At 65.9% G+C, this 13,427-nt stretch carries 7 protein-coding genes; 3 read left to right on the top strand and 4 right to left on the bottom strand.

What is annotated here, in order from left to right; all coding sequences use genetic code 11:
* Positions 1–79: 79 nt before the first annotated feature.
* Positions 80–1,138, bottom strand: a complete 1,059-nt coding sequence (locus tag VSR68_RS11955) for an ABC transporter substrate-binding protein (RefSeq protein ID WP_342940043.1) — start codon at positions 1,136–1,138, stop codon at positions 80–82.
* A gap of 123 nt (positions 1,139–1,261) precedes the next feature.
* Positions 1,262–2,353 (bottom strand): ABC transporter ATP-binding protein, encoded by a 1,092-nt coding sequence (locus VSR68_RS11960; RefSeq protein WP_342940044.1) that lies wholly within the window; start codon positions 2,351–2,353, stop codon positions 1,262–1,264.
* Positions 2,354–2,503: 150 nt separating this feature from the next.
* Here VSR68_RS11960 and VSR68_RS11965 point away from each other — a divergent pair, with 150 nt between their 5' ends.
* Positions 2,504–4,060 (top strand): PLP-dependent aminotransferase family protein, encoded by a 1,557-nt coding sequence (locus VSR68_RS11965; RefSeq protein ID WP_342940045.1) that lies wholly within the window; start codon positions 2,504–2,506, stop codon positions 4,058–4,060.
* A 150-nt stretch (positions 4,061–4,210) separates the two neighbouring features.
* Here the strand turns inward: VSR68_RS11965 and VSR68_RS11970 are convergent, their stop codons facing one another.
* Both VSR68_RS11970 and VSR68_RS11975 read right to left on the bottom strand, forming a co-directional pair.
* Positions 4,211–8,023, bottom strand: coding sequence for a DUF748 domain-containing protein (locus VSR68_RS11970; protein WP_342940046.1), 3,813 nt, complete (start codon positions 8,021–8,023; stop codon positions 4,211–4,213).
* A gap of 404 nt (positions 8,024–8,427) precedes the next feature.
* A complete protein-coding gene (locus VSR68_RS11975) occupies positions 8,428–9,855 on the bottom strand; it encodes a DUF1254 domain-containing protein (protein WP_342940047.1) in 1,428 nt (475 codons plus the stop codon).
* A gap of 283 nt (positions 9,856–10,138) precedes the next feature.
* On the opposite strand from VSR68_RS11975, the gene VSR68_RS11980 reads away from it, so the two are divergent.
* Positions 10,139–10,783, top strand: coding sequence for an FMN-binding negative transcriptional regulator (locus VSR68_RS11980; RefSeq protein ID WP_342940048.1), 645 nt, complete (start codon positions 10,139–10,141; stop codon positions 10,781–10,783).
* Positions 10,784–10,888: 105 nt separating this feature from the next.
* Positions 10,889–13,426, top strand: coding sequence for a heavy metal translocating P-type ATPase (locus tag VSR68_RS11985; RefSeq protein ID WP_342940049.1), 2,538 nt, complete (start codon positions 10,889–10,891; stop codon positions 13,424–13,426).
* Position 13,427: the final 1 nt, after the last annotated feature.

Genomic DNA, 13,427 nt, shown 5'->3' on the forward strand with positions numbered 1-13,427 from the left:
GTTTCTCCATCTGACGTCACTTCAGTACCGCCGCGATGCGGCCTCTTTCAACAGACGCCGCATCGCATTCTCCTGATGCTTACTTCGACGCCCACGACGCGAAGCGCTGCTCCAGTTCGTCGCCGTGATCGGTCCAGAACGTGAGGTTCTGCAGCACCGCGTTCTTGCCGTTGGCCGGCGAGTTCGGCAGATTCGAGAGCGTCTTCGCGTCGAGCGACTTGATGGCCGATTCGTTCACCGGGCCGTACGCGATGTGCTTCGCGTATTCCTGCTGCGGCTTCGACGAGATCGTGTATGCGATGTACTTCTCGGCCAGCGCCTTGTTCGGCGTGCCCTTCGGCATCGCCCAGTAGTCGAGGTCGTAGATGCTGCCGTTCCACACGACCTTCAGGTTCTTGCCTTCTTTCTGCGCGGCATCGATACGGCCGTTATAGGCCGTCGACATCACGACGTCGCCTGCCACGAGAAATTGCGGCGGCTGCGCGCCCGCTTCCCACCACTGGATATTCGGCTTCAGTTCGTCGAGCTTCTTGAATGCACGGTCCTGACCTTCCTTCGTCGCGAGCACCTTGTAGACGTCCTTCGGCGCGACGCCGTCGGCCATCAGCGCGAACTCGAGGTTGTAGCGCGCGCCCTTGCGCATGCCGCGCTTGCCCGGGAATTTCTTCGTGTCCCAGAAGTCGGCCCAGCTTGCCGGCGCCGTCTTCAGCTTGTCGGCGTTGTATGCCATCGCCGTCGACCACACGAAGATGCCGACGCCGCACGTTTGCGGCGCCTCGGGAATCAGATCCGACTTCTTGCCGAGCTTCGACCAGTCGAGCTTTTCATACAGGCCTTCGTCACAGCCGCGGCCCAGATCGCCCGATTCCACTTCGACGACGTCCCAGTTCACGTGCTTCGCCTCGACCATCGCCTTCACCTTGGCCTGCTCGCCGTTGTACTCGACGGCCGTCACCTTCGCGCCGTTTTGCGTTTCGAACGGCTGGTTGAAGGCCGCCTTCTGCGCGTCGCCATTCGCGCCGCCGAAGTTCACGACCGTCAGTTCCGCCGCGTTCGCCTGATTCATCGCCGCCGAGCCGAGTGCGAGGACGAATGCGCCGACAGCCACGGCACAGCGCGATTGCACGATCTTCTTCATGGTGGTTCCTCTTCCGTGTGTGATGGTGTGATGAGTGTTGCTTACGACGTGGACGTTCTTCTCTTTCTGGTTTGCGTTTCTGGTTTGCGTTTCTCGTTGGTGTTTACCGTTTCCCGCTTCTGCTCACGCGAACACGCGCAGATGCTCCGGCGCGAACTCGAGCGCGACGGGCACGCCCGGCGCGAAGCCTTCGAGCGCTTCCGTGCCGAGCGGCACCTTCACGAAGCACTCGTCCTGTTCCGGCAGACGGCAGCGCATGCGCACGTGGTCGCCGAAATAGATGAGACCGCGCGCTTCGCCTGCCACTGCATTCGCGCCGGCTTTCGACGCACCCGCCGCGAGCTTCATCCGCTCGGGCCGGATGCACGCGATGCCTTGCGCGCCCGCTTTTGCGCCACCGATATTGCGCCCGACGAGCCGCGTGCCGTCGATCAGGTGAAACTCGCAGTAATCGCCGTCGACATTCGCAACCGTGCCGCGCAGCCGGTTGCTGTCGCCGATGAAGTTCGCGACGAACTCGTTGCACGGCGATTCATAGAGGCGGTCGACGGTATCGAGCTGTTGCACGATGCCCTTGTCGAACACTGCGACGCGATCGGACATCGTCAATGCTTCGCCCTGATCGTGCGTCACGTAGACGAACGTGACGCCGAGCTTTTCGTGCAGCGACTTCAGTTCGATTTGCATGTGCTCGCGCAACTGTTTGTCGAGTGCACCGAGCGGCTCGTCCATCAGCACGAGCTTGGGCTCGAAGACGAGCGCGCGAGCCAGCGCGATGCGCTGCTGCTGGCCGCCCGACAGTTGCGCCGGATAACGCTTCGCGAAGCCCTCCATGCGCACCATCTTCAACGCGTTGTTGACCTTGTGCGCGCGTTCGTCGGCGGAGAGCTTGCGCACGGTCAGCGGATACGCGACGTTCTGCTCGACGGTCAGATGCGGAAACAGCGCGTAGTTCTGAAACACCATGCCGATGTTGCGCTTGTGCGGCGGCACGTTGTTGAGCAACTGGCCGTCGAGCCAGATCTCGCCGCCCGTCGGAAACTCGAAGCCCGCAAGCATCATCAGGCAGGTCGTCTTGCCGGAGCCGGACGGCCCGAGCAGCGTGAGGAATTCGCCCTGATAGATGTCGAGATCGAGTTGCTTGACGACGAGCGTTTCGCCGTCATAGGTCTTGCGCACACCCCGAAAGCTGACGATTACGTCTTCGGTTCTCATCGTGTCCGTCTCCATGGCCTGCCGTCGCATGTACGGGTTTCTACCCAGATGGTTCTACTCATCGCGCAGAATCGCATCGATTGCGTGATCCACTATAGCCGCTTACGGTTCTACAATAGGGAACCATTTCATAATTCCGGATAGAACCACTTGGACACTGTCATCCTGTCGGACTGGCTCGCCGCGCGGCTCGACCGGACGGCCACCGAACCCGTCTACCGGCAAGTGCTCGAGCTGATGCAGCAGGCCATCCTCACGGGCCAGCTGCCGCCCGGCGCGAAGCTGCCCAGCTCGCGCACGCTCGCCGTCGATCTCGGCATCGCGCGCAACACGGTGCTGCACGTCTACGACCAGCTCACGGCCGAAGGCTATGTGATTTCGACGACGGGCAGCGGCACCTACGTCGCCGACACGCGTCCGGATACGACCGCCGTCAACGCGCGCAAGGCGCCACGCGCGGCAAGTGGCCCCGTCGGCGTCGTCACGGGCACGGCGCCAGCGCAATCCGGCGCGCCAGAGCGCGGCGGCCTGTCGATGCGCGGCTCGCGGCTCATCAGCAAGGCGGGCGTGTCGGCGCGGCAATGGGGCGCGTTCATGCCGGGCGTGCCGGATGTCTCCGAATTCCCCGCACGCACGTGGAGCCGCTTGCAATCGAAGCTGTGGAAGCAGGCGAACCCCGATCTGCTGACGTACGCGCCGGGCGGCGGCTATCGTCCGTTGCGGCGGGCGTTGTCGGACTATCTGCGGGTCGCGCGCTCGGCGAAGTGCACGCCGGACCAGATCATCATCACGACGGGCATTCATCAGTCGATCGATCTCGCCGTGCGGCTGCTGACCGACGTCGGCGACCGCGCGTGGGTCGAGGAGCCGTGCTACTGGGGCGCACGCAGCGTGCTGCAGGCGTCGGGGCTGACGCTCGTGCCCGTGCCCGTCGACGACGAAGGGCTCAATCCGCGCGAGCCGGATCTGAAGTCGCCGCCGCGCATCGCGCTCGTCACGCCGTCGCATCAGTATCCGCTCGGCATGGTGATGAGCCTCGCGCGCCGCCGCACGCTGCTCGAATACGCGCGCCAGCACGGCGTGTGGATCATCGAGGACGATTACGACAGCGAGTTCCGCTATGGCAGCCGGCCGCTCGCGTCGCTGCAAGGGCTCGACGACGCGGGCCAGGTGATCTACGTCGGCAGTCTGGGGAAGATGCTGTTTCCGGGCTTGCGGATCGGCTACATGATCGCGCCGGAACATCTCGTCGACAGGTTTCGCACGGGCCTCGCCGAGCTGTATCGCGAAGGTCAGCTGATGCAGCAGGCCGTGCTGACCGAGTTCATCATGGACGGCTATCTGACGTCGCACGTGCGGCGCATGCGGGCGCTGTACGGCGAGCGCCGCCAGATCCTGATCGATGCGATCACCGCGCGCTTCGGCGACACGCTGCCCGTGATGGGCGACGAAGCGGGGCTGCATCTGGTGCTCGGCCTGCCCGATCATGCGGACGACCGCGAAGTGACGGCGGCTTCATACGACGCCGGCGTGATCGTGCGGCCGCTCGCGTCGTACTACAACAGCGAGACGCCTGAGCGACGCGGTCTGCTGCTCGGCTATGCGTGCGTGCCGAACGATCGCATCGGCCCCGCGTTCGACACGCTCGCGCGCGTGATCGAGCAGACGGCATTGAAGACACCGGCGGCGCCGACGCGAGCCGCCTGAGGTGAGGCTGGGGGGTGCGCGCGGCGGTTTGTGCGGGTGCTTCGTGTGCTTCGTGTGCTTCACGCGCGCAAATGTGCGTATGCGAGCACGTTGCTAACCGCCGCCGGCACACGGCCGGCGACGCCATACGCACGTGAACGCGCCGACGCCTTATTTAAGGCCGAAATCGACTCGCGTCGTCGCGCCCTTGTCGCTGATCCCCGACGCGTCGAGCTTCGGCGCGACGATGAACACGCGGCTGCTGTCGATCTTGCCTTCGAAGTACTGCTGCACCGCCTGCGCGCGCCGCTGCGCGAGGTCGCGCAAGCTCGCATCCGTCACGGGCGCATGCTCGGCGAGCGCGGCCTTCATCTCGTCATCGGGCAGCGTCTTCGTCAGGCCCACGAAATTGCGCGGCTTCTTGAAGTCCGCATCCTTGTAGGCCCTGGTCAGATACTTGTCGTATTCCTTGTCGTCGACCTTGATGCTCATCGGGTCGACGCTCTCGCCATTGCCCACCACGTCCTTGATCTTCTGCTGACGCACGAGCCGATCGACATATGCCGTGCGCAGGCCAGGCTGATCGACGGCGGGATCGACGCGGCCGATGATTTCGATACGCACCGACGGCTTGTCGGCGAGCGCCTTCACGATCGCGTCGAGCTTCTTCTGCGACGCGTCGGAGAGCGCGGCGGAACCGGCATCGAACTCGACATACCCGAGTTCCTCGCCATTGCCGCCGAACGCATGCGCGAGCAGCGAGAACGGCGCCGTCACGGCCTTTTGCAGCAGGTTCAGCACGGCATGCCAGATCAGCCCGCCGATGCTGAACTCCGGATTGTTCAGCGAACCCGACACGGGAATATTCACGTCGATCTCGCCGCGCGAGTTCTTCAACAGCGAGATCGCGAGCCGCACGGGCAGCTTGGTTGCCGTGTCGTTGTCGACGTGATCGCCGAATGTCAGCTGGTCGATGAAGATGTGGTTGTTCGCCGTCAGTTGGTCATTCGCGAGCTGATAGTGCAGATCGACGTTCAGCTTGCCCTTCGTGATGGGATAACCCGCGTACTTCGCCGAGTACGGCGTGAGGTTGGTCAGTTCGATGTCGTGCGCCGTCGCCGTCAGATCGAGCGACGGCTTCGCGATCAGCGGATTGACCGAGCCGCGGATCGTGATCGGTCCATTGGCCGCGAGCTTCGCCGACACATCGACGGGCGCCGGCTGCTTCGAGTCCGTGCCGAACGCGCCGACCGTCCCCTGAATCGCGACCAGGGTCGCCGAGTAGTTCGGCTTGATGAAGTTGTCGGTGTAGTTGACGCGGCCGTTCTGCAAGACGAGCTGACCGAAATGCAGACGCACCGGGTTTTGCGGCGTCCCCGTCACCGTCACGGCCGCGCTTGAGGCCGCCGACGCCGCAGCCGGCGCAGCCGCCGACGTGGCAGTCGACGCCGCCGCCGGTGCGGCAGCAACGCGCGCTTCCGATGCGGCAGGCGGGCTCAGCGGAATCGGCTCACGACCCTTGGCGTTCTTCTCGCGCGTAAGCGACTGCGACTCGCCCGATTGTTGCGCGACCACGTCCTTCAGATTCAGCTTGCCCTGCGCATCGAGCAGCACGCGGCCGTAGAAGTTCGTGAACGTGACCTTGGCCGCATCGACATCCGTGCCATGCGCGTCGTAGTTCGCCTTCAGGCCCGTGAGCGCAAGCGAGCGCCAGCCCCCGAACGGGTCGGACGTCGCCTTGTCGATCATCCGCACGTCGACGAGCGCCGCGTCGCCGTGATACGTCGCGCGCACGCCCTTCGATTTTTCTTCCTGCGCCATCGTCACTTCGCCGTTCGCGTTCAGCAGCGCGCTCGCGACGGTCGCGTTCAGCTTGCTGCCGAAGTACGGTTCGAACGCGGCGGCATCGAGCCGGTTCGCGTTGATCTTGAGCCCGAGCTTGAGCGGCGTCGCCGTCACGTCGCCCGTCACGCCGAGCGTGCCCTTGCCGTTCACCGTCGCCTGGAGCTCGACGGGCAGCGCGTGGCTCATGTCCTCGCTGATCTTCTGCACTTTCAGCTGCAGCGGCGTCACGACGACTTTGACGGGACGCGCGGTCGTGTTGTCGGTGAACGTGGCCGACGAGTTCTTCACGTTCAGCTCGCCGATGCTGTAACGCCAGGCCGGCCCTTCCTGCGATGCTTTCTTCGCCGCATGGATCACCGTGTGCTGGTGCACGTCTTCGTGCGGCGGACCGGCGAGCGTCGCGAGATCGATCGTGCCGTCCTTAAGGCGCTGTGCATCGACGGACAGGCCCGTCAGGTCCACGCCGTCGATTTCCGCCTTGCGAGCCGGCAGGTCGACGTGCTTCACGCTCGCCTTGCCGTCCGCGATCGCGATGGCCGGCTGCTTCTCGCCCGCCGCCGCCACCTTGACCGATTGCAGGCCGATCTGGCTTTCGCCGATCTGCAGGTCGATGGGCTCTTTCGACCAGTTCGCCGTGAGGTTCGTCTGCACGCTGATCGTGCCGTCGACCAGCTTGGCCGCCGTCACCGTGTCGAGATACGGCTGCGCGAGGGGCAGCGACAGCGACTTCAAGTCGATCTTCGCATCGGCGGTCTTCGCGGCGAGCGTCAGGTTGCCCGTCACAGCAAGCGCGCTCTTCGGCTGGTTCTTGAGGCCGCTGTTGACGCTATAGCGCGCGGGCGTCTTCCCGAGCGTCGAGAAGTCGTCGAGCGACACGGTGAGATTCGCCAGCCCCGCCGACACGGGTCGCGACGCCGCGTCGTCCTGCACGTCGACAGTCCCGTTGGAGAGCGCGAAGCGCTTGATCTGCAAGTCGATGGGCGGCGCGGCCTTCGCCGCTTCCGGCTTCGCCTGCGCACCGGACGCGGGTGCGGGCGCGGACGCGGCCTGATTCGCCGCGCCGGCTGCGGGCGCCGGGGCGAACGTATGCTGCACGCTCAGAATGCCGCTCTTGTCGCGCGCGAGGTGTACGTCAGGCGCATCGAGACGGATATCGTCGAAGTGATAGACGCTCTTGAGCGGCTCGAGCGTCGCCGCCGCCACATGCAGCGAGCGCGCCGCGAAGAACGGCGCCTTGTGCTCGTCGAGCACGTCGATGTCGGCGAGATCCGTCGTCCCCGTGATGCGCAGTGTCGGCGCATCACCCGCCATCACGAAGTTGACGTTCAGATCGCTCGACAGCTTGCCCGCCTGCACCGTGACGGGCAGCTTCGTCGGGGAATAGGACAGCAGCTTCGGCACGTCGAGCCCCTGGAAGCGCAGCGACACTTCCGACTCGCGCGACTTCGCGAACGGCTTCGTGCGGCCGTCGATGGCAAGGGGGCTGCCGTCGATGCGCGCGCGCAGCAAAGGCTCGACGAAGATATCGGTTTTCGAAGGCAGCGTCGCGATGAACGGAATGCCGAGCTTCCATTGATCGACGACGTGCGTGACGCCGAGCAGGCGGTCGTCGAAGGTGATCTTGCCGTTCTCGATCCGGATGTTCGAAACCGAGAACTGCGCGGGCTTGCTTTCGGGCTTCGACGGCTGCTTCGCGAACTTCTCGATCAGGTCGCTGAAATTGAAGTGCTGCGCGTCGTAGCGGACGATCGTGAAGCGCGGCGAGTCCAGATGCACTTCATCGACGATGGGCGCGAGCCGGAAAATCGAACTCCACGACGTGCGCACGATCAGCCGTTCGATGTCGACGAAATCGCCCTTGCCGCCGCGCTCGCCGATATGCACGCGGTCCGCTTCGAAATTGAGCGTGTACGGGTTGAGCGCGATGCGGCCGATCGTAGCGGGCCGGTCCAGTTGCTCGCTGAGCTGCTGTTCGGCGATGTGGCGAATCAGCGGCGGCGCGGCGAAAAAGCCGAGCAGGCCGAATACGGCCACCACGATGAACAGGATGAGTACGATGCGCCGGGCGCGTCGTCCTTGCGCGACTTCGCGGACGGTTTGAATGGAAGAAATGAGTGTTGCTTTGGTGGGGCTTGCCATGCTCGGTCGCGGGTAGTGCGGCGCAAAGCTCGCCGCTGTGACGAAGATCCAGCTTGCCCAAAGTATAAGTCGTGTACTTCGGGCAAACCATCAAATGTCATGGGAATGCCGACCGTTGCAGGCAAATAAAGGTGAGAAAGTGTAAAGCCGCGGATACCCGTCGAACCAAGGGTATTGTTAAGCGGAGTGGGCGCTTTTAGCTGTCGGCTGGAGTCGGTGCTTTAGCACTTACTCCAGCCCCATGCACAGCACTTACTCCGGTCCCACGCAGAGCGGTCGGCTGGAGTGGGCGCTTCGACTGTCCGCTGGAATTGGTGCTTTGACACTTACTCCAGCCCCATGCAGAGCACCTGCTCTGGTCGCACGCACGACCATCGCCGTCATGCGGCCGCCGCCTTCATTCTCTATTGACGCACGACGGCGGGCGGCGCCCAGGTTCCATCGCTCGCTTCCGGCTTCGGCGCATAGAGACGCAGCACGAGCTGGAAATCGCCGCGCGGCGCGGGCAGCCAGTTCGCTGCCTTGCGCGGCCGCACCGACGACACCGTCACGTCGATCGAGCCGTCGCGATTGCGCCGCACGCCCGCCTTGTCGCCGACGGCCGCATGCGCGGGCGCGCTTTCGCCGAGCGCGCCGTCCTTCGTGTAGGCCGTGACCGACCAGAAGCCGCGCACGGGCGGCACCTGCTTCGGCGCGAAATGCATCACGTAGCGGTTCGCGCCGTTCAGCGCGTGACCGTCGCTGTCGAGCGACACGCTCGCGCGCACTTCGTCGTCCTTCGTACCGATGCCCGGCTGCGCATAAGCGGCATACGCGCGCAATGCGTAATCAGGACCGTAGCTGCCGACGCCATCGCCGAACCAGCTCCAGCCGTTGCCCATCACCATGTTGGTCGGCGGCGTGGCGACGCGCGCGTGGCCGTCCGCCAGACCGCCCGCGATCGCGCCCGTCGCCGACGACGGCAACTCGACGGGCTCGTCCGGCTGCACGCCGAGGTCCGCGAGAAATTTGAGCGCATGCGGGTCGGCGGGCGAAGGCGGATTATCGGGCAGCAGTTGCGCGACGCGATCGAAGAAGCCTTTCGCATCGAGCGCGGCGACCTGGTCGGCGGGCGAGCCCGATGCGCCCGTATCGGCGGAAAGGCTGCGCGGCGCCGCGGACGCCGCGGACGCCGCGGACGCGTCGCCCGTATAGACGCTCAGCGGCGCCACGCGGATGCCGCGCTGCACCTTGCGCACGGCCGTCAGGTCGTGCGCGCCGCTGGTCTGGATGCGCACGTCGAGCCAGACATTGCGGGTCGGCGCGTCGATGCGCTTCACGCCCTTCGGCAGATCGCCCTTCCAGTCGGGCTTCGCGAACGCGACCGTCTGCGCCTTGACGCCCGTCGCCCGGGAGGCGCCCTGCGAAGCCGCCGTCGACCACAACACGTTGGTCCACATGTCCAGCGCGCGCGCATCGACGTAGCGCCCCGGCGACGCCGGCAGCGATACGATCACCGGCTCGTCGCCGACGTCGAGCCATGCGGTCGAGTCGAGCGTATCGATGCCGGGCGTCGGCGGATTGTGCGCGCCGACGGGCGGCAGCGCGGTCGCGTGGCGCACCGTGTTGATGGGCGCCTGGCCCGGGCCCGTGCCGACGGCGGCATCGCGCGCCGTGCCCATCAGCACGAGCGGATACGCAAAAACGTAGGAATCGGCAACCTCGTCCTTGATCCATCCAGTAGGCTTGGGCGCCACGGTGGGAGTCGACGAGCAGCCGGCAAGAAGTGCAACGCCTGCGAGCGCCGCACAGGCAAGGCGAAACGGAAACTGTTCTCGGCGATTTTTTATCATTCGATGAACCGCGGTCCTGGATGTATCTCTCGGGTCAGAACCGACTAGATCCGCCGAGCCCCCGCTCGCGTCAACCCGTCGCATTGTCCTGACATTGCTTTTCCGACACCGCGTTTTATCTTATCCGCGGCGCGGCGGCAAGCAATAAGGCACGAACGTGAACATTGCCTTGCATTTTGAGATACGGTTGCGCTTTTACGCGCACTTTTACGCGCACTTTTAAGCACACTTCTGAGCACACTTCTGAGCATCGCCGTCGCCGCCTTTTACCCGGAGCCGATTCATGTACATTCCCGCCCATTTCGAAGAGAACCGTCTGGAAGTTCTCCATCGGCTGATCGCCGACTATCCGCTCGGATCGCTCGTGACCGTCGGCCCGAACGGACTCGACGCGAATCACGTGCCGTTCGAGTTCGACGCCGGCAAAGGTCCGCACGGCACGTTGCGCGCGCACGTCGCGCGAGCGAATCCCGTCTGGCAGGAAGTGGCCGAACGGCCGGATGCGCTGGTGATTTTCCAGGGACCGAGCGCGTACATTTCGCCGACGTGGTATCCGAGCAAGCATGAAACGCATCGCCAGGTGCCGACGTACAACTACATGGTCGTGCATGCGCACGGCCCGATCACGGTGCGCGACGACGAAGCGTTCGTGCGCGGACTCGTCGCGCGGCTCACGCGCAAGATGGAAGCGGGCGAGCCGGTGCCGTGGAAAATGGGCGACGCGCCGTCCGACTACATCTCGCAGATGCTGGGCGCGATCGTCGGCATCGAGATCGAGCTCACGAAGCTGACGGGCAAATGGAAGCTGAGCCAGAACAAGGCTTCCGCCGACCGGCGCGGCGCCGCCGACGCACTCAACGAACGCAACAGCGACGAGCAGCGCGCCGTCGCGGACGCGATGCTGGCCGCGCCGCCCGACCTCGATTGACCACGCGCAACAACCGATTTTCGACAGCTCTTGACCTTCCCATCATGGGAAGGTCGATACTGGCTCCATCAAGAACTCATGCGCCGTAACCGGAGCCTCGCCGCTATGACCGATCTCGCCACGCCGCGCGCCGCCGACACTTCCCACGTCGACGTGAAAACCGCCGAACTCGACATCCGCGGCATGACGTGCGCGTCATGCGCGCTGCGCGTCGAGAAGGCGCTCGCGAAAGTGCCGGGCGTCTCGGGCGCGTCGGTGAATCTGGCGACGGAAAAGGCCAGCGTCGAGGCCGACGCCTCCGTTGCCGTCGATACGCTCATCGCCGCTGTGCGTAAGGCGGGCTACGACGCGCAAGCCTTGGAGGAAGCGCCGCTGTCCGCGAACGATGTCGCAGCCACGAGCAGCACGAGCGCGGAACTCGCGATCGGCGGCATGACGTGCGCGGCGTGCGCGCTGCGCGTCGAAAAGGCGCTCGCGAAAGTGCCGGGCGTGACGTCGGCGTCCGTCAATCTCGCGACCGAAAAGGCCGCCGTGACGGCCAACGGCGCGGTCGGCATCGATCAGCTGATTGCGGCTGTCACGAAAGCCGGCTATCAGGCGATGCCCGTCGCGACCGATGCTGCCGACGCCGGCACCGCGCCCGCCGGTCGCGACAAGGACGCCCTCGCGCGCCAGGCCGTGCGCCGCGAGCTGGGCGCCGTCGTGCTCTGCGCGCTGCTGACGCTGCCGCTCATCGTCCCGATGATCGCGGAACCGCTCGGCCTTGACGCGATGCTGCCCGCCTCGTTGCAGCTTGCGCTCGCCACCGTCGTCCAGTTCGCGTTCGGCGCGCGCTTCTACCGTGCCGCGTGGAAAGCCGTGCGCGCAGGCTCGGGCAACATGGATCTGCTGGTCGCGCTCGGCACGTCGGCGGCATATGGCGTGAGCGTCTATCAGATGGCGCTCCATCCCGGCGACACGATGCATCTCTACTTCGAAGCGTCGGCCGTCGTCATTACGCTGGTGCGCTTCGGCAAGTGGCTCGAAGCGCGCGCGAAGCGCCAGACCACCGACGCGATCCGCGCGCTCAACGCGCTGCGGCCCGATCGCGCGCGCATCGTCGTCGGCGCGCAGGAGCACGAGGTGCCGCTTGCGCAGGTGCGCGTCGGCATGATCGTCGCGGTGCGGCCGGGCGAGCGCGTGCCCGTCGACGGCGCCGTGCTGCAAGGCCGCACGCATATCGACGAATCGCTGATCACGGGTGAAAGCCTGCCCGTGCCGAAGCAGCCGGATGACCGCGTGACGGCGGGCTCGATCAACGGCGAGGGCGCGATCACGGTGACGACGACGGCCATCGGCGCGGAGACGACGCTTGCGCGGATCATCCGGCTCGTCGAGACGGCGCAGGCGGAGAAGGCGCCGATTCAACGGCTCGTCGATCGCGTCAGCGAGATCTTCGTGCCGGCGATTCTCGCGATCGCGCTCGTCACGTTGACAGGCTGGCTGCTGACGGGGAACGACGCGGAGACGGCCATTCTCAACGCGGTCGCGGTGCTGGTGATCGCGTGCCCGTGTGCGCTCGGTCTCGCGACGCCGACGGCCATCATGGCGGGCACGGGCGTCGCCGCGCGTCACGGCGTGCTGATCAAGGATGCGCAGGCGCTCGAAATCGCGCATCAGATCCGCGTGGTCGCGTTCGACAAGACGGGGACGCTGACGGTCGGCCAGCCGTCGGTGACGGCCTTCGACGCGGCACCGGGCATCGACCGCGCGGATGCGCTCGCGCTGGCGGCCGCGGTGCAGCGGCACAGCGATCATCCGCTTGCGAAGGCGGTCGTGAAGGCGTTCGACGCAGAGCCGGAAGCGCAGGCCAGCGCCAACGCGCTGCCCGCGTCAGGCGAGGCGCGCGCTGTCGCGGGGCGCGGCGTGGAAGCGGACATCGGCGGAGCAACGGTCGCGATCGGCAGCAGCCGCTGGCTGCGCGAACTGAATGCCGCGCTGCCGCCCGCGCTCGCCGAGCGGGCACGCGAACTCGAAGCGCAAGGCAATACCGTGTCGTGGCTGATGAAGCGCGGCGACGCGGACGCGTCGGCAGAAGTCCTCGCGCTGATCGCATTCGGCGACACGTTGAAGCCCGGCGCGCGTGCCGCCGTCGAGCGCCTGTCGCGGATGGGCGTGACCAGCGCGCTCGTGACGGGCGACAACGAAGGCAGTGCGAAAAGCGTCGCGGCAGCGCTCGGCATCGACGAAGTGCACGCGCAGGTGCTGCCGTCCGACAAGGCGCGCGTCGTACACGACCTGAAGATCCGCACGTCGAGCGTCGTCGCGATGGCGGGCGACGGCATCAACGACGCGCCCGCGCTCGCCGCCGCCGACATCGGCATTGCGATGGCGACGGGCACCGACGTCGCGATGCACGCGGCGGGCATCACGCTGATGCGCGGCGACCCGGCGCTCGTCGCCGATGCGATCGACATCTCGCGGCGCACGTGGCGCAAGATCCGGCAGAACCTGTTCTGGGCGTTCGTCTATAACCTGATCGGCATTCCGCTCGCGGCGTTCGGGCTGCTGAATCCGATGATCGCGGGCGCGGCGATGGCGTTTTCGAGCGTCAGCGTCGTGACGAACGCGCTGCTGCTACGAACGTGGCGTTCGTCGCGCTGAC

The sequence above is a fragment of the Paraburkholderia phymatum genome, from assembly GCF_038900715.1.
Classification (GTDB): domain Bacteria; phylum Pseudomonadota; class Gammaproteobacteria; order Burkholderiales; family Burkholderiaceae; genus Paraburkholderia; species Paraburkholderia phymatum_A.

Excerpts from the sequence above, each read along its gene's own strand:
- VSR68_RS11955 (WP_342940043.1), bottom strand. The coding sequence starts at position 1,138 with ATGAAGAAGATCGTGCAATCGCGCTGTGCCGTGGCTGTCGGCGCATTC.
- VSR68_RS11960 (WP_342940044.1), bottom strand. The coding sequence starts at position 2,353 with ATGAGAACCGAAGACGTAATCGTCAGCTTTCGGGGTGTGCGCAAGACC.
- VSR68_RS11970 (WP_342940046.1), bottom strand. The coding sequence starts at position 8,023 with ATGGCAAGCCCCACCAAAGCAACACTCATTTCTTCCATTCAAACCGTC.
- VSR68_RS11975 (WP_342940047.1), bottom strand. The coding sequence starts at position 9,855 with ATGATAAAAAATCGCCGAGAACAGTTTCCGTTTCGCCTTGCCTGTGCG.
- VSR68_RS11980 (WP_342940048.1), top strand. The coding sequence starts at position 10,139 with ATGTACATTCCCGCCCATTTCGAAGAGAACCGTCTGGAAGTTCTCCAT.
- VSR68_RS11985 (WP_342940049.1), top strand. The coding sequence starts at position 10,889 with ATGACCGATCTCGCCACGCCGCGCGCCGCCGACACTTCCCACGTCGAC.